Source organism: Euryhalocaulis caribicus (assembly GCF_000412185.1).
GTDB lineage: Bacteria > Pseudomonadota > Alphaproteobacteria > Caulobacterales > Maricaulaceae > Euryhalocaulis > Euryhalocaulis caribicus.
This window is the reverse complement of the sequence record NZ_ASJA01000005.1, coordinates 67859-89851: the sequence shown is the minus strand read 5'-3', so window position 1 is coordinate 89851 and position 21993 is coordinate 67859. Positions and strand designations below refer to the sequence as shown.

The 21993-nt window shown below is 63.7% G+C and carries 17 protein-coding genes; 4 read left to right on the top strand and 13 right to left on the bottom strand.

Annotated elements, in window-relative coordinates; all coding sequences use genetic code 11:
* Positions 1-61 precede the first annotated feature (61 nt).
* The 4 genes from L338_RS05785 to L338_RS05770 all read right to left on the bottom strand — a co-directional run bounded on the left by L338_RS05785 (position 62) and on the right by L338_RS05770 (position 6529).
* Positions 62-2440, bottom strand: coding sequence for a TonB-dependent receptor (locus L338_RS05785; protein WP_022697425.1), 2379 nt, complete (start codon positions 2438-2440; stop codon positions 62-64).
* Between the two features lie 16 nt (positions 2441-2456).
* The gene (locus L338_RS05780; RefSeq protein ID WP_022697424.1) at positions 2457-3377 is read right to left on the bottom strand and encodes a carbon-nitrogen hydrolase family protein; all 921 of its coding nucleotides are present in this window, start codon (positions 3375-3377) and stop codon (positions 2457-2459) included.
* Positions 3378-3464: 87 nt separating this feature from the next.
* The gene (locus tag L338_RS05775; protein WP_051122718.1) at positions 3465-5315 is read right to left on the bottom strand and encodes an aminotransferase-like domain-containing protein; all 1851 of its coding nucleotides are present in this window, start codon (positions 5313-5315) and stop codon (positions 3465-3467) included.
* Between the two features lie 92 nt (positions 5316-5407).
* The gene (locus L338_RS05770) at positions 5408-6529 is read right to left on the bottom strand and encodes an NADH:flavin oxidoreductase/NADH oxidase (protein WP_022697422.1); all 1122 of its coding nucleotides are present in this window, start codon (positions 6527-6529) and stop codon (positions 5408-5410) included.
* Positions 6530-6667: 138 nt separating this feature from the next.
* On the opposite strand from L338_RS05770, the gene L338_RS05765 reads away from it, so the two are divergent.
* On the top strand, positions 6668-7792 hold the full coding sequence (locus L338_RS05765; RefSeq protein WP_022697421.1) for an NAD(P)/FAD-dependent oxidoreductase: 1125 nt from the start codon (positions 6668-6670) through the stop codon (positions 7790-7792).
* Positions 7793-7803: 11 nt separating this feature from the next.
* On the opposite strand, the gene L338_RS05760 is transcribed toward L338_RS05765, so the two are convergent.
* From L338_RS05760 to L338_RS05740, 5 genes are all read right to left on the bottom strand, one after another.
* Positions 7804-8541, bottom strand: a complete 738-nt coding sequence (locus L338_RS05760) for an amino acid ABC transporter ATP-binding protein (RefSeq protein WP_027068307.1) — start codon at positions 8539-8541, stop codon at positions 7804-7806.
* Complete coding sequence (locus tag L338_RS05755) at positions 8519-9208, bottom strand: amino acid ABC transporter permease (protein ID WP_022697419.1); 690 nt, start codon at positions 9206-9208, stop codon at positions 8519-8521. The genes L338_RS05760 and L338_RS05755 overlap by 23 nt, the downstream gene beginning before the upstream one ends.
* Positions 9208-9882, bottom strand: a complete 675-nt coding sequence (locus tag L338_RS05750; protein WP_022697418.1) for an amino acid ABC transporter permease — start codon at positions 9880-9882, stop codon at positions 9208-9210. The genes L338_RS05755 and L338_RS05750 overlap by 1 nt, the downstream gene beginning before the upstream one ends.
* A 44-nt stretch (positions 9883-9926) precedes the next feature.
* Positions 9927-10736 carry a transporter substrate-binding domain-containing protein gene (locus L338_RS05745; protein WP_022697417.1) on the bottom strand — a complete coding sequence of 270 codons (810 nt, stop codon included), beginning with the start codon at positions 10734-10736 and terminating at the stop codon, positions 9927-9929.
* A 154-nt stretch (positions 10737-10890) separates the two neighbouring features.
* A complete protein-coding gene (locus L338_RS05740) occupies positions 10891-12606 on the bottom strand; it encodes an FAD-dependent oxidoreductase (RefSeq protein WP_022697416.1) in 1716 nt (571 codons plus the stop codon).
* A 104-nt stretch (positions 12607-12710) separates the two neighbouring features.
* On the opposite strand from L338_RS05740, the gene L338_RS05735 reads away from it, so the two are divergent.
* On the top strand, positions 12711-13682 hold the full coding sequence (locus L338_RS05735; protein WP_022697415.1) for a 3-hydroxyacyl-CoA dehydrogenase: 972 nt from the start codon (positions 12711-12713) through the stop codon (positions 13680-13682).
* On the opposite strand, the gene L338_RS05730 is transcribed toward L338_RS05735, so the two are convergent.
* Both L338_RS05730 and L338_RS05725 read right to left on the bottom strand, forming a co-directional pair.
* Entirely contained in the window at positions 13679-14461 is a 783-nt protein-coding gene (locus L338_RS05730; RefSeq protein WP_022697414.1) for an IclR family transcriptional regulator domain-containing protein, read from the bottom strand. The genes L338_RS05735 and L338_RS05730 overlap by 4 nt on opposite strands.
* 43 nt (positions 14462-14504) lie before the next feature.
* Positions 14505-15965 (bottom strand): NAD-dependent succinate-semialdehyde dehydrogenase, encoded by a 1461-nt coding sequence (locus tag L338_RS05725; protein WP_022697413.1) that lies wholly within the window; start codon positions 15963-15965, stop codon positions 14505-14507.
* A gap of 194 nt (positions 15966-16159) precedes the next feature.
* On the opposite strand from L338_RS05725, the gene L338_RS05720 reads away from it, so the two are divergent.
* Entirely contained in the window at positions 16160-17548 is a 1389-nt protein-coding gene (locus tag L338_RS05720) for an aminotransferase (RefSeq protein WP_022697412.1), read from the top strand.
* A gap of 99 nt (positions 17549-17647) precedes the next feature.
* Here L338_RS05720 and gcvPB read toward each other — a convergent pair whose 3' ends face one another.
* Both gcvPB and gcvPA read right to left on the bottom strand, forming a co-directional pair.
* Positions 17648-19195, bottom strand: a complete 1548-nt coding sequence (gene gcvPB, locus L338_RS05715; RefSeq protein WP_022697411.1) for an aminomethyl-transferring glycine dehydrogenase subunit GcvPB — start codon at positions 19193-19195, stop codon at positions 17648-17650.
* Positions 19192-20601: an aminomethyl-transferring glycine dehydrogenase subunit GcvPA gene (gene gcvPA, locus L338_RS05710; protein WP_027068305.1), complete on the bottom strand. Its 1410-nt coding sequence runs from the start codon at positions 20599-20601 to the stop codon at positions 19192-19194. Before gcvPA ends, gcvPB begins: the two co-directional genes overlap by 4 nt.
* Positions 20602-20794: 193 nt before the next feature.
* On the opposite strand from gcvPA, the gene L338_RS05705 reads away from it, so the two are divergent.
* Positions 20795-21961, top strand: coding sequence for an ATP-NAD kinase family protein (locus tag L338_RS05705; RefSeq protein ID WP_022697409.1), 1167 nt, complete (start codon positions 20795-20797; stop codon positions 21959-21961).
* Positions 21962-21993: the final 32 nt, after the last annotated feature.

The window sequence follows — 21993 nt, the reverse complement described above, 5'->3', positions numbered from 1 at the left end:
CTCCAGATGCCGGAAAAAGGGAAAGAGGCCGCCAATGTATCCCGGCGGCCTCGCAACCCGGTCAGAAGTTGTAGTTGAACGATACGCCCACGGTGCGCGGCAGGGAAATCAGCTCTTTCGAACCATTTCCGAAATAACCCGCCGCCGGAAGCGAGCCCATATAGGCTTCCGTAAAGACGCCGGTGACGCCCTTCTCGTCAAACACGTTCTTGACCCAGAGGGAGACGTCCCACTCCTCAGCCGCCAGCGTCGCGGTCAGGTCCCAGATCTGGAAGCCGTCCAGTTCCTGGGCGAAGGTCGGCGAGGAACTGATCGCGTTCTGGGTTTCTGACTGATAATAGCCGTCGACCCGTCCGATGAAGTCATATTCGGCGGTCAGCGGGCGCTGGTAATCCAGCGCGAAGTTCAACATGTGCTCGGGCACGCCCGGCAGCGTGAAGCCATCGTCCACGATCGGCGTGCCGATAGGTGAGAACAGATCCTCGTTCAGCGCCGCGTCCACATAGGCGTAGCCAAAGGCATAGGCCAGCTCGTCCGTAAAGTTGCCGTTCAGCTGGAATTCCAGGCCCTTGATGTCGGCCTGCGCGCCGTTCTGCACGGCAAAGAAGCCCCAGTTGGGTGTCGCCGTGTTGAACTGGGCGTCGTCCCATTCGATATAGAACGCCGCCGCGTCATAGCGCACGCCATTGAACGTGCCCTTTACCCCGGCTTCGTAGTTCTGCACCCCGTCCGAGCCGTAAATCTGCCAGCGCGGGTCCTCCGCAAACGGGCCGTTCAGCGGCACGGCGTTGGAGCCGCCGCGGCGGTAGCCTTCCGAATAGGTCGCGTAGAACAGATCGTCGTCCGCGAAATCATAGGCTAGGTTGAACTTGAACAGCGTGTCGCTCTCACTGCTTGAGAACGTCGCATTCGTCGGCTGGAACAGCCCGGCGTAAAGCGGCAGGTCGATCAGGGTGTCATTATTCGACTCGTTGTCGAAATAACGAATGCCCCCGGTCAGGGCCAGGCGCTCCGTGGCGTGCCAGGTCAGCTCGCCGAACAGGGCGAAATCCTCGAACGTCTCGTCGCGCACATAGTTGAAATCCTGATCCCCGGTCACAGCCGAGGCGGCCGAGGGCAGGAAGGCGTCCCACCAGCGCTTGAAGCCGACCAGATAGCTTTCCTGCGTCGCCTGCCGTTCCTGGTCCTGATAATAGGCGCCGACGACATAATCGAACGGGCCGTCCGTATTGGAGACCAGGCGGATTTCCTGAATGAAGGCCTCGTCGGCGTAACCGCGCACGGCCGACGCCATCGGGCGCGGATAATAATAATAGAAGCCCAGGAAGCCGGCCTGCGCGTAGAAGCCGGTATTCTCGCTGACGCTGCTTCCCTCATGGTCGTAGTAAGAGCTGGAGGAAGTCAGCGTGGCGAAGCCGAGATCCACCGTCGCCTCGAGAGACGCCAGGTGCACTTCGCGCTCCGACGGCTCCAGCTGGATCGAGCCGTTCTCGAACTCGTCATAGGGATTGCCGAACCCGTCCGACCCCAGCGTCTGCTGGCGGCGGCCGCCGACTTCGTCTTCCTGATAGAGATAGTTGAAGTTCAGGCGGAATTTGTCGTTCGGCTCATAAAGCGCGCCGATGCGGCCATACCAGATATCCACCGTGTCGGCGTCTTCCTCCACCCGGTAGGACGCCTCGTCGGACAGAACTCCGCCCGGCGCGACCGGGACGCCGTTATCGTCCAGCTCATACAGATTCACATAATCCGTGATGCCCGGATAGTCGGCGCGCGACAGGTTGAAGCGCAGGGCGAACGTCTCGGCCACCGGCACGTTCAGGGTGAGGTCGCCGGTCCAGCCGACGCTGTCCGACCCGTTCACGTGACTGGCCGACCCGCCGATCTTGCCGCTGAATTCCGACGGATCGGGATCGTTCAACAGATAGCGCACCGTGCCGCCGAGCGAACCGGAGCCATAGAGCGTGCCCTGCGGGCCGCGCAGCACTTCCACCCGGCTGAGGTCCTTCAGCAGGAAGTTCGCAAAGACCGGCGTGTCGTTCACATAAGTCGACACGGTGGAGACCGCCGAAACCGCGTAATCGCCCAGCGCCGAGCTGTCGACGTTCAGGCCGCGAATACGAATGCCGTTGAGCGTCGCCGCATTCCGCTGGCCGCGATCCACCACGCTGACGCCGGGGATGGAGCGCAGAAGCTCCGCATTATCCAGCGTCTGCGAGGCTTCAATCTCCGCTCCCGACACCGCCGAGATATTATAGGGAACATCCAGAATGCTCTGTTCCCGGCGCTGCGCCGTAACAACGATTTCGTCGGACGCCGCGTCGGCGGTTGCTTCCTGCGCGAAAGCCGCGCCGGCGGTTCCAAGGGCGGTGCCGCTCATAAGCGCCGCCACAAGGGCCGTCTTCACGCTTGTCTGCTTGATCTGGGCTTGTCTGGTCATGTCCTTGTCTCCCCGTTCAGTTGTCGCCGGCGCTTTTGCGAAACGCCACGGCCGGCCGCGGCTCCCCCTGCGAAGTGTCTTCGCTTGCAATCTTTTCGGGCTTTTCCAGCGGTCCCAGCGCCGCCAGAGGGGCGGTCTTGCGCTGGCCTTCCGCGTGAACCGGGAACGGCGCTTCGCTGTCCCGGAAACTCTTCATCATCTGGCCAAGGCCGTGCCATCCGCGGCGGCGCACATGGTCCGCCTGCGCAAGGTCGATCTCGAAGGCCAGAATGTCCCGGCCCGTTTCGGCCCGGTAAATTACTTCGCCGCCCGGTCCATAGAGGCCGGACCGGCCATTGCCGAGCGCCCCGGCGGTGTTGATGTCCAGGAAATAACTCTGCGTGATCGCCGCGTTGGTTCGCGCGATGGAAAGCTCGACCTCCCGGTCGACCGTATTGGTCAGGCTGGGATGAATGATCGCCTGCGCGCCCATGGCCGCCAGCGTGCGCGTGGTTTCGGGAAACCACATGTCGTAGCAGATCGACAGGCCGAACCGCCCCGCGCCCGGCACGTCGAAAACGACATATTCAGACCCCGCCGAGACGCCTTCTTCATAGGGCAGGAATGGAAACATCTTGGCGTAGCGGGCGACGATCTCGCCGTCGGGGCTGATCACCGGGGCCACGTTGAAGACTTCGCCCCCGCGCTTCTGGAACATGGTCCCCGGTATCAGCCAGACGCCGCATTCGCGCGCCAGAGCCTGAAAACGCTGCTCGGTCTCGCCGCCTTCAGGCTCGGCGTTTTTCGGATCCGGGCCATGCACGGCCAGTTCCGGCGCCACCACCATCTGGATCCAGCCGAAACGCTTGGCCAGAGCGCGCGTCTCACGCTCGATCAGGCCCAGATTGCCTGATTTCTGCAGATCGAGCTGCAGACCTGCGATGGCGAATTGCGCCATGCGCGCCCTCCCCGGCGGCTTGTTTTCCCGTTGCAAAGGAATGATGACAGGGGCCGGAGGACACCCTTAGGACCAGATTGACCCGATCTATGGCGCCAGAATGGCGGAGTCGACGCGCCGGCCTTCCTCATTGAGGTAAAACAGGCGTTCACCCTCGATTTGCAGGCGGTAACCCGCCGGTTCCCCGTAGGCCCAATGCTTCCACTGGCGGAACCATAGGTCGTTTTCGACCCACCAGCGGCCCTCATCCCGGTCCTCGCTGGCATAGCCCGCGCGCCCGGTCATCGCGCCGCCTTCATGTAGCTCGATCGTGCACGGCTCGCCATAAACCGTCTTGTAGAGCAGCGTCGCCCCGCCCAGCGCCTTGATGATCGACTCGCCCTCAAGGGTTTCGGGACCGGCGATTTCAGCATGATCGCCCGTCAGCTCCCTCATGGTTTCGGCCAGCAGCGCAACGCCCTTGCGGATGCGCTCCGCCGGGATGCTGGTCACCCCCATGCGAAAGACATTCTGCGGCACGTTTCCGCCCGCATAATAATCGCTCGCCGGTTCGATCAGCACCCCGCGCGCCGCCGCCGCATGCGCCAGCGTTTCCGCGTTCAGACCCTCCGGCCCGCGCACCCAGACGGTCGTGCCGCCGGTCACCGGGGCCATGTCCACCGATTGCGGCAGGGCGTGCGCCAGCGATTGCGGCAGATAATGATTCAGCGCATCGCGCAGGGCCAGAAGACGCGCCTCGAACTCCCGCCCCAGCCGCATAACCATGGCGTCGTAATGGCCCAGAGACAGGAAATGCGCCGCGGCGCGCTGATTATTGGGCGGGGGACGGCGCGTCATCAGATCGCGCAGGCGGCGCGCCTCAGCGATGACCTCCGGCGGCGCCGTCATGAAACCCAGCCGAACGCCCGGCGCCAATACCTTGGAAAGACTGGCGACATAGACCACCCGTTCGCCGCCCTCCATCGCGCGGAGCGCCGGCGCGGGCTTGCCCAGGAACGTCACCTCATTCTCGAAATCATCCTCGATGATGATGAAATCCTTCTCGCGCGCCCGGTCCAGAAGCGCGCGGCGGCGGTCCACCGGCATGGTGACGGCCGTGGGCCGCTGGCGCGACGGCGTGACATGCACAAGATCGCAATCGTCCAGGCGCTCATCCACGACCAGGCCGCCATTATCGACCGGCTGGCGCATCACCCGCGCATCGCGCAGCTGGAACAGCTCGGCGATTTCCGGCAGGCCCGGCTCCTCCATCGCCGCAGTCAGGCCGCGCCGCAGGAACAGCTCCGCCGCCAGATGCAGCGCCTGCTGCTCGCCCACGGTGATCAGGATTTCATCTCTTCCCGCCTGAATGCCGCGGCGGGGCAGCAGCTTGGTACGGATCTCCTCGATCAGCATCTCGTCATCGGTCTCGCCGGAATCGACCGACCACTGCTCGACCTCCTGAACGGCCAGCGCCAGACGGCTGGCTTCCCGCCATTCCGCCACCGGGAACAGCGACCGGTCAAAGCGCCCCTCGATGAAGGGATAGGGATGGGTCTGCCAGTCGGGCGGGCAACGGAAGGCGCGTTCCGAAGGCATGCGCGCCCCCATCCGCGCCGCCAGCGTGGAGGGCTCGGCCGCCGCGCCGCGTCCGGCCACCGGAATGTGCCCGGCGCGATAACGCCGCGTCTCGTCGCTGACATAGACCCCGCTGCGCGTGCGGGCGGCCAGATGACCTTCCGCGATCAGCTGCTGGTAAGTCAGGAAAACCGTATTGCGCGAAACGCCCAGATTGCTCGCCAGCGCCCGTGATGAGGGCAAGCGTCCGCCCGGCGGAAACACGCCTGCCTCGATCGCGGCCACAAGCTGCCGGCGCAATTGCGCCTGCAGGCTGAGCCCGGCCTGCGGATCAAGAAAGAAAAGCGGCGGCGCGCCAGCGCGCCGGGAGCGTTCCGACATGGCCGATTCCATAGACCGAAAACAACGCCCGCCGCAAAGGTCGGGACATTGCCCTCAGGCAAGCGCGAAAGCGTCTCCCCTATGGTTTGAGTTTAGCGTGCTCTGAGAACCATCCCGTATGAGTCCGGCAGCAGGCTCTCGGGATCGGGATGCCCCAGCTCTTCAGCCGCGTGATAGGCAAAGGACGGGTCGTAGAGATGATGCCGCGCGATGGCGACGAAATCCGCCTCGCCCGAGGCGATGACGTCATTGGCCTTTTCCGCCGAGACGATCACGCCCACCGCCATGGTCAGGATTTCCGCCTCCCGCTTCACCTGTGCGGAATAATCCACCAGATAACCCGGATAGGGTTCGGAAAATGACTTTCCGGAGGCGCCGGTAATGCCGCCGGACGAACAGTCGATCACGTCCACGCCGGCCGCCTTCAGGCGCTGCGCCAGCAACACTGTATCGTCGGCGGCCAGCCCGCCATCCAGACCGTCCACCACCGATGCGCGATAGAAAAGCGGCATGTTTTCCGGGATGACCTTGCGGACGGCTTTGACGATTTCCAGCGGGAAGCGCATCCGGCCTTCAAGGTCGCCGCCCCAGCGATCGGTTCGCTGATTGGCCAGCGGGGACATGAAGCTGTGGATCAGATAGCCGTGCGCACCGTGGATCTCGACATAGTCGAACCCGGCGCGGATCGCCCGCTTCGCAGCGTCGACGAAAGCCTGAATCAGGTCCTCGATTTCCGCTTCGGTGAGCGCCTTTGGCGTTGGCCAGCCATCGCGCAGCGGAATGGCGCTGGGCGCGACCGTTTCCCAGGCCTGCTCCGGCCCGGCGCTGGACAATGGTTTTCCGCCTTCAGCGGGCGGGGTGGAGCTTCCCTTGCGGCCGCTGTGCGACAACTGGATGCCAACCGGCACGCCCTGCGCGTGATAGATATCGGCAATCGCGGACAGCCCCTTCTCCTGAGTCTCGTTCCAGAGGCCCATACAGACCGGGGTGATGCGGCCATCGCGCGTGACGCCCGTCGACTCGACCATGGCGCCGCCAAGACCACCCAGCGCGAAACGCGAATGGTGCGCCGAATGCCACGGCGTCGGCGCGCCTTCATCGGAGGCGTACTGGCACATCGGCGACAGAAAAACCCGGTTGCGGAAACTTGTCCCGCGCACCTGAATAGGTTGAAACAGCGGCGGAATTGTTTCGTTGTTACCGGGCTTTTCCACGTCGTCTCCTTGAATGGTTCGCGCCCGCGAAGGACTGAAAAATAGTTCACGGGCGCGCTATTGGATTTTGCGAACTTTCGTTAACATAGCGAACATTTTGGAACAATCAGCCCCCGGATCTCTAATTTTCCATTCTCCATGACATACGACGTCATCATCATTGGCGGCGGGCTGACCGGCAGCGCCGCGGCGCATTATCTGGCGCTGGACGGCGTCCCTTCGCTGCTGCTGGAACAGGCGGATCTGAACAGCGCCGCATCGGGCTTCAACGCAGGAAGCCTGCATCTCCAGATTCCCCATGATCCCTTCATGGAACTTGGCGATGACTGGGCGCGGCGCTTTTCCGCGATCATCCCGCTCTTGCAGGATTCCATCGCGCTATGGGAGCGCGCGGGCGAAGAAACCGGAGAAGACTTGGAAATCCGCACGCCGGGCGGAATCCTGATTGCGGATACGGACGCGCAGATGCGCGACCTGGACCGCAAGGCGCGGATCGAGCGCGCGGCCGGGCTGGACCCCGAAATCCTCAGCCCCGCGGACCTGCGGGACCGCATGCCTTATCTCTCGACCCGGCTGGCGGGCGGGTTGTTCTGCGCCGGAGAAGGCAAGGCCAATCCCCTGATCAGCGGCCCCGCCTTCGCGCGGTCCGCCGCGCGCAACGGGGCGGATATACGGCGCGGCGTACGCGTCAGGCATATCGAACGGGAGGGCGGCCAGTACGCCGTCCATACAGACCATGACGTGTTCCGGACGCGCCATCTGATCAATGCGGCCGGCGCGGCGGTCTCCGACATATCCGAAATGCTGGGCATGCGTCTGGATGTCCAGAAATTCCCGATCCAGCTGAGCGTGACCGAACCCGCCGAACCTTTCATCCATCACCTGGTCTATTCCGCCGGTCAGAAGCTGACCCTGAAACAGACCCCGCTGGGGACCGTGTTGATTGGCGGCGGCTGGGAAGCCGACCTGGACAGCCAGGGGCGCCCGGTCGTCAATCCGGATTCATTGGCGCGCAATCTGGGGGTGGCGCTGAGCGCGGTGCCCGATCTCGGTTCGCTGAACCTGATCCGCACATGGGCGGCGTTCGTGAACGGCAACGCCAGCTGGATGCCGATTATCGGCGAACCGGCGCCGGGATATTACGTGTCCTACGTGCCCTGGATCGGGTTCACCGCTGGCCCCATGGCCGGCCGCATCGCCGCCGACATGGCGCAGGGCAAGGCCACCGAAACCCGCGCAGACCTCAGTCTTTTCCGTCCATAAGCCCCGCGCTTCTAGTGGCGCAGGATCTTGCCGACAAAGTCGCGGGTGCGCTGTTCTTTCGGGGCGTCAAAAATCTGCTCCGGCGGGCCGACCTCCACCACGCTGCCCGCGTCCATCATGGCCACCCGGGTGGAGACTTCCTTCACGAAGGACATCTCGTGAGAGACGATCAGCATGGTGATGCCGTCACGGGTCAGGTCGCGGATCACGTCCAGAACCTCGTTCACCCGTTCCGGGTCCAGCGCCGAAGTCACCTCGTCCAGAAGCAGTATCTCCGGAGCCAGCGCCAGAGCGCGTGCAATCGCCACGCGCTGCTGCTGGCCGCCTGAAAGCTCGTCCGGATAGGCCTGGTGCTTGTCGCCGATGCCCACCCGGTCCAGCAATTCGGTCGCGGTTTTTTCCACCGCGCCCTTGTCGCGCTTCTTGATCTTCAGGGGAGCGACCGTGACGTTCCGGAACACGTTCATGTTCTGGAACAGATTATATTGCTGGAACACGATCGCCATCTTGTCGCGGAGATGCCGCAGGCTCTGGCGGTTGCGATAATTGATCTCCTCGCCGTCCAGCTCGACCGTGCCCATGCGTGGCGGCGTCAGGCCGATGAGCGAGCGCAGAAGCGTGCTCTTTCCCGAGCCCGACGGCCCGATCAGGCTCACCACCTCGCCCCGGTCGACCGACAGGTCCACCGATTTCAGGATATCGTCCGCCCCGTAGGAGCAGTGAAGATTACGTATTTCGAGATGTCCCAAGGCGGGTCTCCAGATGCGCGCCCAGCCGGCTCAGCGGATAGGACAGAATGAAATAGGCGGCGAGGATCGCGCCGAAGCCCAGTAGCGGCGAGAATCCCTTATTGACCAGAATCTTGCCTGCATAGGTCAGCTCCACCACGCCCAGCTGCGAGGCGAGCGAGGTGTCCTTCACGAACATCACCACGAAGGCGACGGCCGGGGGCAGGATCACTTTCCAGGCCTGCGGCAGGATCACCCAGGCCAGGGTCTGGCCGGGGTGGAAGTTCAGCACTTCAGCGCTTTCCATTTGCTGGCGCGGCACCGATTCCAGCCCCGCGCGGATGATCTCCGACAGGAAGGCCGTGGACATCAGGCAGACCGCAACGGTCGCAATCGCCAGCAGGGACGCGCCGGAATAGATCGGCTGTATGAAATACAGAACGATGAACAGCACGACGAGAAACGGGATCCGGCGGAACGTCTCGACATAAAGAATGGCCGCGTAGCGTGCGGGGCGCAGCCAGGCCGCGCTGGTCCGCCGCAGAACGGCCAGGCCAAGGCCAACCGTGAAACCGATGGAGCAGCCCACCAGCGTCATCAGCAGCGTCCGCCACATCGCGCCCAGCACGAACATCAGATTGTAATAGGTAAAGAACCGCGGCGCTTCCTCGATAATCCTCTCGAACATCACATCACCTTCGCTTTCACCCGGAACACGGTCCGGCCGATGAAGGAGAGGAAGAGGCTGGCGATGATGGTGAGCAGGATATAGATGCTCGCCGTCACCACGAAGGTCTCGATCGTCCGCAGATTGCTGGTGCTGATATTGATTGCGCGGCCGGTCAGCTCCTCGACCGCGAACAGCGCCGCGATGGAGCTGCCCAGCATCAACCAGACAAAGAAGTTGGAGAGCGGCGCGAACAGCGTCTTCGCGACATGCGGCAGCATGACATAGCTGAGCACCTGCAGCGGCCGCATGCCGATGGTCAGCGCAGCCTCGATCTCCGCCTTGCGCACGGAAATGATGCCGGCGCGCAGGATGTCGGTCAGATAGGCCGCCGAGTTCAGCACCATGCCGATCAGCACCGCGGTCAGCGGGTTCAGGACGATTCCCGCTTCAGGCAGCGCGTAGAACAGGAAAAAGATCTGCACCAGCGCCGGCGTATTGGTGAAAAACACCACATAGGCGCCAATCGCGCCGCGGGCGATGGCCCCGCCGTAAACTTTGCCAATCGCGCCAAAGATGCCGAGGAACGCGCCGCCCCAGAATGCGATGAACGCGATCTGGATGGTCAGCCACGCGCCGCCCAGAAGATAGGGAAGCTCCGTGAAAACCTTGGCGAACTGAAAATCGTATTCCATGCGCGAACCGCCCTCCCCGCCGGTTTCCGCCGCTCAGCGAACGGCTAGCCGGCCAGATCTTCGGGCTTGATCGGAACGGTCATCTCCCCGCCATACCATTGCTCCCACGTGGCGTTCACCACGCCGCTGGAATGCAATTCGCGCAGGACTTCGTTGACCTCCTGACGCAGCGCGTCATTGCCCTTGGCAACGCCCACGGCGCAGAACTCGACCAGGATCGGATCGTCCAGGACGACCCAGTCTATATTCTTGTAATTCTTGGTGAAACCGATGAAGAAATCGACATTCTCCACCATCGCGTCGGCGCGGCCCTGCGCGATGGCGCGCACCACATCCGCATTGCCGTCGACCAGCAGTTTTCGCGCCTTTGGCAGCCTCTCTTCCAGCACCGCGACCGAATTATTGCCGCGCATATTGGATAGCGTCACGTCCTCGCGATTGAGATCCTCATAGGAGTCGACGTCCAGCTCCGCGGTCGTCAGCACGCCCATCGCTTCGGTATGCAGCGGTATGGTGAAATCGATCACTTCCTGGCGTTCGGGCGTGCGCGTCAGCGCGCCAAGCGACAGGTCGATCCGTCCCGATGTCAGGAACGGCACGCGCTGCGCCGCTTCGGTGGGCACCAGCTCCAGCTCCCGCCCCATCCGGTCGGCGATGGCCTGCGCGATATCCACGTCGAAGCCCTGAAGCTGGTTCTGGTCGCCGTAATAGCTCATCGGCGGGAAGTTCGGATTGACGCCGACGCGCAGAACTTCCGCGCCATTTTCGCCCGTGGAATCGCCCGGGTCAGAGCAGGCCGCCGCAAACAGAGCGAGGCTCAACGCCGCCAGTCCCGCAATCAATCGAACGACCATGTTTCCGCCACTCCCCATTCCAGCCCCGTGCCGCAAATTCCCGGATTTGCGCTTGCCGGATTTTATCAACCCGTTGCAGGGGAGACTGGAAAATGCCCCCGTCAGGGTCAAGTAAAAAGTTCACAGTGCGAACGATTGGTCGCAAATATGCGCGCTAATCTGATTTTGCGATCTGCCGGATGGGAACGGGCTTGAACGGGGCCCGCGGGGCGAAGTGCTGGCGGTCATCGCGTTCGGCGGGCGCCGCGCCCCGGTTCCTCATTTCCGCGATCACCCCGGCGCAATAGCGCCCCTGACAGCGTCCCATCCCGGCCCGCGTGGCCTGCTTGAAGGCGCCCGGCCCCGAATTGCCTTCTTCAATCGATTCCGCCAGACGCCCGCGGCTGACTTCCTCGCACCGGCAGATCAATGTGTCGTCCTTGGCCAGCTGGTCAGTGATGACCGGCGCGGCGTAAAGCGTCCACAAGGCGTTCTGGAAGCGGCGGTGACGGTTCAGAACCCGGCGCGCCGCGGCAAGCGCCGCCCCGTCCACCGGCCTGTCCAGCGCCGCGGCGGCGTCCGCCCCGGCGAGGAAGCCCTGGCTCAGCGCCACGCGCGCGCCCCCCAGCCCGCCGCCATCGCCAACCACATAGACGCCGTCGACGGACGTCGCCCCGTTATCTTCCCGCCTCACGGTCAGCGCCTTGCGCACCGGGTCATAGTCGTGCGCGCAGCCCAGAGAGCGCGCCAGCTCGCTCTGCGGCAGGAAGCCATAGCCCAGGCACAAAGCGTCCACGTCATGCCAGGTCTCAGGCCCCGCCTGCCGGCCATCGGCGCCGATCGGCGCGATAGCGGCGCGCTCTACGCGCCCTTCGCCTTCGGCGCGGACCACGGCGGACCGATAGATCATCGGCACGCCGGCCAGGCGCAGCGCCGCCACATGGCCCAGCCCCTCGCGCATCAGGCCGGGGGCGGCCGCGGCCATGGCCGCCACCTGCCCGACATCGCCAATACCCGGCGCCGCAGCGGTTTCCACGACCGCCACGACATCGGCCCCCGCCCGCGTAAGCTCCCGCGCCAGCTGGACATTCAGCGGCCCGTTGCCGGCCACCAGAACACGCCGCCCCGGCGAGACCTGCGCGGATCGCAACAGCGTCTGCGCCGCCCCCGTGGTGATGACGCCCGGCATCGTCCAGCCCGGAAACGGCGCGCTGCGCTCATAGGCGCCCGGCGCCAGGATCAGCTTTTTCGCCGCGATGCGGTAGCTGGCTTCCGGCGCCGCAACGGCGACATCGCCCGGTCCGAATATGCCCCAGACCGTGCCGTCAAACAGGAAGGTTACGCCCGCGGCTTCCGTGTCGCGGAACAGCGCCCGGCCTTCCCGGAACTGCTTGTCCAGCTGCGCTTCGTCGACGCCAAATCCCGATCCCGGCTGCTTGAAATATTGTCCGCCCGCCTTGGCCCGCTCATCCACCACCAGCACCTGCAAACCGGCTTCGGCGGCGGTCTTCGCCGCCATCAATCCCGCCGGTCCGGCGCCGATGACAAGAAGGTCGGCAGCGGTTTCGCGGTGATCCGGCGCGGCGGCGTCCGCCCCGCGCGGCGCGCGCGCCTTGGGCTGTGCGCGGCGTATATCGGCGCCGTCCCGCACCGGCTCCAGACAGGCGCGTTTCAACACGCCATCGATCTCCACCAGGCAGTCGCCACAGACGCCCATGCCGCAGAACGGGCCGCGGTCCTCGCCGCCGCGAGTCGAGCGGAAACGCCATTCACCGGCTGCGATCATGGCCGCGGCCACGGTCTCGCCGGGATAGGCGGCCAGCGCCGCGCCCTCGAAAGAGAGCGCAACGGTCTTTTCACCGCGATCAACGCCATCCAGCCTGACGCGCATCTGAAATGATCTCCCTGTCCCGCGAACGGCTGATTTGCCGCCCCGCAAACTCTTTACACAGAGTACATAAGGTCGCACACCGAACAAAACGATCTCGGGAGCCTATGACAGTGCAACAGGACGCCAGCCCGGAACACCGCCCCGCCGCCATTATTGGCGGCGGCAGCATCGGCGTATCCTTCGCCGTATCCCTGCTGTCCTCCGGCCGGTCCGTACAGCTTCAGGATCCGGACGCGGCGCGGCTGAAACAGGTTCCGGCGGAAACCCGCGCGCGGCTGGAAACACTCCGCGATGCCGGCCTGACCACGGCTGACCCCGATGCCGCGCTTGAGCGCCTGTCCCTGTTCACCGACCTGGAAAAGGCCGCCGAAGGCGTCTCGCTGGTCATCGAATGCGCGCCGGAAAAGCTTGCGCTGAAGCAACAGATATTCAGGACGCTGGGCGAATACGCGCCGGACGACGCCGTTCTGGCCAGCGCCTCTTCCGCCCTTCTGGCCAGCGAAATCGCCGCGGACCTGCCGCACCGCGACCGCTGCCTGATCTTGCACCCGGTCAATCCGCCCCACGTCATTCCGGTTCTGGAGGTCGCCCCGGCGGAATTCACCTCCGCCGCGGCGACCGATTCCGCCATGCGCCAGATGGCGGCCGCGGGATTCCAGCCGGTCCTGATCGGGAAGGAAGCCAACGGGCTGGTCTTCAACCGCCTTCAGGGCGCAATCCTTCGCGAGGCCTATTGCCTTGTCCGCGACGGGGTCGCGACGCCCGAGGCCATAGATGAAGTGGTCAGGGATGCGCTGGGCATGCGCTGGTCAGTCAGCGGGCCGTTCGAGACCGTGGACCTGAACACCCGGGGCGGCATCGCCTCCCACGCCGAAAAGATGGGTCCGGCCTATCTGAAAATGGGCCGCGAACGCGGACAGGACGATCCCTGGACGCCCGAGATGGTCAAAACGGTTGAGACCGCCCGAAGGCGGCAATTGCCGATGGAAGAATGGGAGTCCCGCGTGCGCTGGCGGGAGAACGCCCTGATGCGGCTGGCCGCGTTCCGGCGCCGGGACGCCGGCGCGGACGGTTAGCGCATAAGGCCGGCGGTGATCTGGTTCGACGCGGTCATCAACTCGGTCAGAACGCGGGTGCGCATCTCGTCGAACGAGATACGGGCGCTGGGGCACGGCATGTTGAGCGCCGCCACGACCCGGCCCGTCGCATCCTTGATGGGCACGGAAATGGAGCGAAGCCCGATTTCCAGCTCCTGGTCGACAATCGCCCAGCCGTCCAGCCGGGTCTGGTCGATCTCGCTCTTCAGCTTGACCTTGGAGGTGATCGTGTTGGGCGTGTACTTCACCAGTTCGGCTTCATCGAGATATTTCAGAAGCTCTTCTTCCGACAATGCCGCCAGAAGCACCCGGCCGGAGGATACCGTGTGCGCGGGCACCCGGCTGCCGACGCTGATGCCGACGCTGACATAGCGGTTGGAGGTGGCGCGCGCGGTGTAGATCACCGAATGCTCCTGCAGCACCACGGCGAAGCAGCATTCCTGCAGCTTGTCGGCCAGTTGCTGCATGATCGGCTGCGCAACGTCCCAGATTTCCATTGAAGACAGCACAGAATAGCCAAGATCCAGGATCTTCGGCCGCAGCATGAAGTGCTTGTTATCGGATTCCATGTAACCCTCTTGAACAAGGGTCAGCAGGAACCGGCGCGCGGTCGCGCGCGTCATGTCGGTCGCCTTGGCGACCTCGCTCAGCGTCATTCTCGGCTTTGCGCGTGTAAAAACACGAATGACTTCCAGGCCGCGCGCAAACGAATTCACGTAATCGCGGCTGCTGGTCTCTTCTTTGGTTTTTGTTGGCATTATTTTTTGGGCTCGAACTGCATGCTTGCAAACATGCGTTCGCCTAGCTTCCTATCTCACCTATGCAGAGGTACTTAGTCTCCAGGAACTCGTCAATGCCATGCCGCGACCCCTCGCGGCCCACCCCCGAGGCCTTCATTCCGCCAAAGGGCGCGCCCTCGTAAGAGACAATCCCTGTGTTTACGCCCACCACGCCGAACTCCAGCCCCTCGCCAACGCGCCACTGGCGCGCCGCATCGCGGGTAAACAGATAAGCCGCCAGTCCGTATTCCGTGTCGTTCGCCAGCTGAATCGCTTCTGTTTCACAGGAAAACCGGAATAGCGGCGCAACCGGGCCGAACGTCTCCTCGTGCGCGATCAGCATGGACTGAATCGCGCCGGTCAAAACCGTGGGTTCGTAATAGGTGCCGCCCAGCGCGTGCCTTTGCCCTCCGGCGGCGACCGTTCCGCCCTTGTCGACGCAATCGCTGACATGCTCCTCCACCTTCTCCAGTGCCGCCTCGTCGATCATCGGGCCAATCTCCGTGCCCGCCTCCCTTCCGGGGCCGACTTTCATGGCTTTTACGGCCCTGGTGAAGGCCTCGCTGAACCGGTCATAGATCGCATCGTGAACATAAATCCGGTTAGCGCATACACAGGTCTGGCCGGCATTGCGGAACTTGGACGCAATCGCGCCCCGCACGGCGACATCTATATCGGCGTCTTCAAAGACAAGAACCGGCGCGTTGCCGCCCAGCTCCAGCGACAATTTCTTGATGTTGCCGGCCGCCCGCGACATCAGGGTGCGGCCGACATCGGTGGAGCCCGTGAAGGTGATCTTCCGCACGGCGTCACTGGCGACCAGCGTATCGCCCACCGTGGAGGCCGGCCCCGGAACAATGCTGAAAACCCCGTCCGGCACGCCCGCCCGGCGCGCCAGCTCGCCCAGCGCCAGCGCCGATAGCGGCGTCGACGTTGCAGGCTTCAAAACCATCGTGCAGCCCGCCGCCAGCGCCGGGGCGGCCTTGCGCGCAATCATGGCCATCGGGAAGTTCCACGGCGTGATCGCCGCGCAAACTCCGATCGGTTGGCGCAGAACCAGCAAACGCTGGCCGCGATTGGGCGTGGGAATCGTCTCGCCATAAACCCGCTTGGCTTCCTCGGCGTACCATTCGAAAAACGCCGCGCCATAAAGGATTTCCCCGCGCGCCTCAGCCAGGGGTTTGCCCTGTTCGGCGGTCAGGATCTGCGCCAGATCGTCCGCGTTTTCGACAATCAGATGATAGAATTTTCCAAGAATGCCGGCGCGTTCCTTGGCCGGGCGCGCCGCCCAGTCGTCTTGCGCCGCCTCTGCCGCGGCGACGGCCGCCTCGGCATCTTCCGCGCCTCCCTTGGCGCACTCGGCGATAATCTCGCCCGTCGCCGGATCAGTGACGGCGAATGTCTCCCCCGTGCTTGCCTCGCGCCACGCGCCGCCCATGAAAAGACCGGTCTGAAGCAGGGATTTGTCTTGTAGCTCGATCATCGCCAATTCCGTTCGCTATATATTTTAATGTTCTTATAGCGAACATAATGACGACGCCTCAACCTCGTTTTTCTTCCGCTTTCCGGCCATCAGCGCCTCAAAAACCCTATATCGCAAAGCAAATTGAAAAGGCGCCGGACATCTGCGAACATACGTTCGAAAATAATTTACGGTATCAGACAGGAGACGCCGCAATGCCGGGACGTTTGGCGGAGCTAGACAAGAGCTATCTGTTTCACCCCTTCACAGCGCTGGGCGACCATGAGCGGGACGGACCGAAACTGGTCATCCGCGAAGGTTCGGGCGTGCGCCTGACAGACGATGCGGGTGACAGCTTCATCGACGCGATGGCCGGGTTGTGGTGCGTGAACGCCGGCTATGGCCGCGCCGAAATCGCCGACGCCATGGCCGATCAGGCCAAGCGGCTCAGCTATTATCACTCTTTCTCGTCCATGGCCTGCGAAACCCCGATCCTGCTCGCCCAGCGGCTGATCGAAAGCGCCCCGGCGAACATGTCCAAGGTGTTTTTCGGCAATTCCGGCTCGGACGCCAACGACACCCAGGTCAAGCTGGCCTGGTATTACAATAATGCGCGCGGCCTCCCGAAGAAAAAGAAGATCATCGCCCGCACCCGCGGCTATCATGGCGTCACGGTGATGTCGGGCGGCATGACAGGCCTGCCGGGCCTGCATTCCGGTTTCGATCTGCCGCTGCCCTTCGTCAAACACACCACCGCCCCGCACCGGCTCTGGGAGGGTTTCGGCCTCAGCGATGCGGAATTCGTCGACAAGCTGATGGACGATCTGGAATCCCTGATCCGGGATGAAGGCGCGGATACGATCGCGGCGATGATCGTCGAGCCGATCATGGGCGCCGGCGGCGTTATCGAGCCCCCGGCGGGCTATTACGCCGCGCTTCAGGATGTCCTGAAAAAACATGACATTCTTCTGATCGCGGACGAGGTGATTTGCGGCTTCGGGCGGCTGGGCCAGACCTACGGATCGGATGTTTTTGGCATCGAACCGGACATGATGACCGTCGCGAAAGGCATCACGTCCGCCTATATCCCGCTCTCAGCGTGCCTGGTTTCCGAGAAAGTCTGGCGCACGATCATCGAGGGCGGCAGCCAGTATGGCGCCTTCGGACACGGCTATACCTACACCGCCCACCCCGTCGCGGCGGCCGCGGCGATGGCCAATCTGGACCTGATCGAGAATGAAAACCTGACCCAGGCGTGCGCGGATCGGGGCGAAACGCTGCACAATGCCCTGCAGAATGCGTTCGCCGATCACCCTCTGACGGGCGAAATCCGAGGCCGGGCGCTGATCGGCGCGGTCGAATTCGTGGCCAGAAAGGACGCGCCGGAGGCGTTTGACCCGGCGCTGAAGGTCGGTCCGCGGATCGTACAGGCGATGCTGGAACGCGGCGTTATCAGCCGCGCCCTGCCCAATGGCGACTCCATTGCCTTCTCTCCGCCCTTCATCATCAGCGACGAAGACATCAAAACAGTGGTGAATGCAGCGCGTGAATCGGCCGATCAGGTGGCGGGCGAGCTGCAGAAAGAGGGCGTCTGGACGCCCTGAACGGGGCTCGATACGCACAAAAAACGGCGTCAGAACCCCTGAAACAGGCCAGTTCTGACGCCGTCTTTGTATATTTAAGGCTTCAAAAAGAGGCGCTTTCTACACGCCCCATTTGCGCTTATAGGCCCGCCACGTGGTCGCCCAGCGCTCCGGATCGTCCAGGGTTTCGCCTTTCAGCTTCGCCTTTGCCTGATTATGCGGCGCGCTTTTGACCTTTTCCGGGTCGCTATAGGCCTCGTCGCTGATCTGCGCCAGGACGTCGATCCAGTAATCGATGTCCTCTTTCGACCACATCTCGCCCGCTTCCGGGGTGAAAGGCTCCGGCACCACCCAGGGTTCGTGGCTCAGCCAGAAGGCGTCCACGCCGAAATCCACCATGCGATTCTGTACGTCGAAGACCGTAACCCCGGTGTCTTCGAACAGTTTTCCGAGGCTGTAGCGCGTCATTTCCATGCGCCACGCCTCGCCTTCCGGATGCGAACGGGTCACGCCGCGGATCTTCAGCAGGCGCTTTTCCATATAGTTGTTCAGCAGAACGGAGATGTTGCAGGCCTCGTCCAGCCCTTCCGCGCCCATGGCGCGCGTCCAGGCATAGGCTTTTATGACCTGATGGACATTGCCCAGATACTCCCGAACCCGCCCGGTCGAGACGTCTGAACTGTCGTCCAGGCTGTAATGGCCGTCCTTTTCGGTCACCAGCGGGCCCGGCATGAACGGGGCCAGCTCCGCCGTGCAGCCATAGGCGCCGACAGCCGGTCCGCCGCCGCCCTTGGGCACGCCGAAAGTCTTGTGCAGCATGAACATGCAGGCGTCGAAACCCAGTTCGCGCGCACGGATCTTACCCATTACCCCGTTGAAATTGGCGTGATCGTAGAAGCAGAGCCCGCCGGCCTCATGGACCACGCGCACCCACTCCTTAATCTCCGGATTATAGACGCCCATATCGTCCGGGTTGTTGATCATCAGGGCGGCCGTGCGGTCCGAAACGGCCGCTTTCAGGGCGTCGAGGGACGGGTATCCATCCTCTTCCAGCGGCAGGGTTATCACCTCGAACCCCGCCGCCGCGGCCGTCGCCGGATTGCAGGGGTGTGACTGGATGCTGGTAATGATCTGATTTCGCTGGGAAAGCTCGCCTTTCGCAGCGAAATAGGCCCGCGTCACGCAGGCCTGCGTATAGGCCGCATCGGCCCCGCCGGCAGCCTGAAACACGAACTGATCCATGCCCGACAGCTCGCGCATGATGGCGTCGAAGCGATGAATCACCTCCAGCGCGCCCTGCATCGTGTCTTCGTGCTGGTCCGGGTGAATATCCGCCACATAAGGGCGTGCCGTGATCTTCTCGCTGACCCGCGGATTATATTTCATCGTGCAGGTGCCAAAGAGGTTCACCCCCATCATGCCCAGCGTCTCCTGCGACAGATGCAGATAGTGGCGCAGGACGTCGGGTTCCGAATTTTCCGGAAGGGCGGGCGCGGACTTCCGCTGCATGCCTTTTGGCACAAGGCTCTCCGTGGTTCCGGCGCTGGCGAAAGCGCCTTCTCCGGCCGGGAACAACTGCCCCCGGCGGCCCGGCGCGCCGGTTTCCATGATGACGGGTTCGTCCCAGACCGGCGCCTGATAGCGGCGCATTTTCGTGCTCGTGGTCATTGCGCGCAAACCTCCTTCAGGGCCGTGGCCAGGTGTTGAATATCGTCCTCAGTGTGCATTTCGGTGACGCAGTAGAGCGCGCTCTCGCCGAGTTCCGGGAAGGCGCCGGAAAGGTCCAGCCCGCCGAATACGCCGCGCCGGCGCAAGCCTTCATTGATCGCGGAAACGCTCTTCCCGCTCCCGTCGAAATTGACCGTGAATTCCTTGAACCAGCCGGAATGGCTGACTTCGACACCCGGGATTTCGGCCAGCTGCGCGGCGCAGTAATGCGCGCGCTGCAGGATAGTCTCCCCAAGCTCGCGAAAACCCTCCGGACCCAGCAGCGACATATAGACGGCGCTTCCGATGGCCCAGAGATAGACCGAGTTGCCGGTCCAGTCCTTGCCCTCTTCCCTTGAGCCGTAGGAACACTGGGCGAACAGGCTGTTGCCGAAGGCGACTTCGCCCTCGCGCTCGGTCTCGGCGATACTGATCATCAGGGTGGGGTATTCGCGGGCGTAGCGCTCCTCGTCGCGGGAGGCGATAAAGCCGCCCAGGCCGCCGCCGCAATACATGCGGATGCCCAGCGGCTGGATAGAGCCGACAACTATGTCCGCGCCATAGTCTGAAGGCGGGGCGAGAACGCCGAGGCTGACCGGGTCCACGCCGACGATCAGTTCCGCGCCGGCCTGATGGGCGAGATCGCCGATGGCGGCGGCATTCTGTTCGATTACGCCAAGAAAGCCGGGATTTTCCAGATAGATAGCGGCCGTGCGGTCAGAGAGTTTGTCCTTGATGTCCGCCAGATCCGCGCAGCCCGTATCCGGATCGACGCCGAATTCGACGACGCGGATGGCGGAGGGCATTTCCTCCGGCTCGCAATAATTCTCGATAACCGAGCGGCGCTCCGGCGACATGTAGCGGGGGACCAGAACCTCGAAACGCTCGGTCATGCGGCTGGCCATGCGGATCGCGTGGCCCGCCGCGCAGCCCCAGCTATAGACAGGCAGCCCGACCATATCGAGCGCCAGAAGCTCGCCCAGCTGGCTCTGGAATTCGAACCAGGCCTGATTGCGTCCGACATCCGATGACGGCGTACCCCAGACCGAGGTCAGGAACTCGCTGCGGCCCATGACTTCCTCGCAGACCGCCGGGACGTAATGGCGCCAGCACCCCCCGCCGAGAAAGCTGACCGCGTCTTCGCACGAGACATTTTTCGACAGGATTTCGTGCATGTGACGCGACAGCGAGACCTCGCTGGTCAGGGCCGGCGGAAGGTCAATCGACGCGCTGATGCGGTGATCGGCCGGAATCTGCTGGAAAAGCGATTCCATCGACTTCACGCCCGTTTCGGACATCAGTTCGTCGTGCGCGGCCCTGTTGGAATTGGGCATGTAGGGATGCGCGCGGACTGGCCTGTTCGTCATATTCATCCTTCCCCCGTTGTTTCCGAAATTGTTGGAAAACCCGGACTCGCTGTCAACGCAGTTGTTCGTTCTGCGGACTTTTGTATCATACTGACAAGGCGCGGCGGGAGTCCCGGAAGATGCAATTCCCTTTATTTTTAACAAATTTCAGGAATAGCCATCTTTCAGATTGGGCAGGTGCGCGTCTGAAATAATGAACATTCGTGCGAATATCACCGCATCCGGCGCCCTGAAGATCGGCCTGATTATAAATCCGGTCGCCGGGCTGGGCGGTCCGTTGGGGCTCAAGGGCACCGATGGCGATATCGCCGCGCGGGCGCTGGCGGCCGGCGCCGCGCCGCGGGCGGGCGAACGCGCCCTGATCGCGCTGAAGGCGCTGGCGCCGCTTCGGGAACGCCTGACGATACTGACCGGACCGGGAGAAATGGGCGAACGGGTTGTTCGGGAAGCGGGTTTTCAGCCTGCGGTTCCGGATGGGTCCGGAAACGCCACGGCCACCAGCGCGGCAGACACGACACGGCTCGCCGCCGGGATGGCGCCGGAGGCCGCATTGCTGATGTTCGCGGGCGGCGACGGCACAGCGCATGACGTGATGCGCGCGATTGGCGAAGCCACCCCTGCCCTGGGCGTTCCGGCGGGCGTGAAAATGCATTCCGGCGTCTTCGCAACCACCCCGCAAACGGCCGGCCAGGCGGCGCTGAACTTCCTGACCCTGCCGCCCGAAAGGCGCGAGACCGAACCGGGCGAGGTTCTGGATCGCGCGGCGGATCCCGCCGGCGGTTACAGCATGGTGTTCCACGGCGTGTTGCAGACGCCCAGATCCGGCGCACTGACCCAGAACCCCAAGGCGATGGCGGCGGTGGGCGACGAGGCGGCGCTGGACAGCGCCTGCGCGCGGGCCGCCGAAATGACGGCGGACGGACGCCTGACGATTGTCGGCCCGGGCTCGACCATGCGCCGGGTGAAGCGGCGGCTGGGCGATGAGGGCGCGCTTCTGGGCGTCGATGTTTACCGCAATGGCAAACTGGCCGCCGGCGATGTCGGCGAAGCCGACCTTCTGAACCTAGCCCGCGAACCGGCCCGCATCATTGTCAGCCCGATTGGCGGGCAAGGATTCCTGTTCGGGCGAGGCAACCAGCAGATCAGCGCCGAAGTGATCCGGCGCGTCGGCGTGGACAATATCGTCATCGTCGCATCCGAGGAAAAACTGGTCGCGCTGGGCGGCCAGCCGCTTATCACCGACACGGGCGATGCGGCGCTGGACGCCATGCTGGCCGGTTACCGCCAGATTCTCACCGGCCGCAACCGGAAGACGGTCTTCCGGATCGGCCACGCACAGATCGAAGGCGGGGCCGCATGAGCCCCGCCCGTTTCAATCCACCAAACCATAAA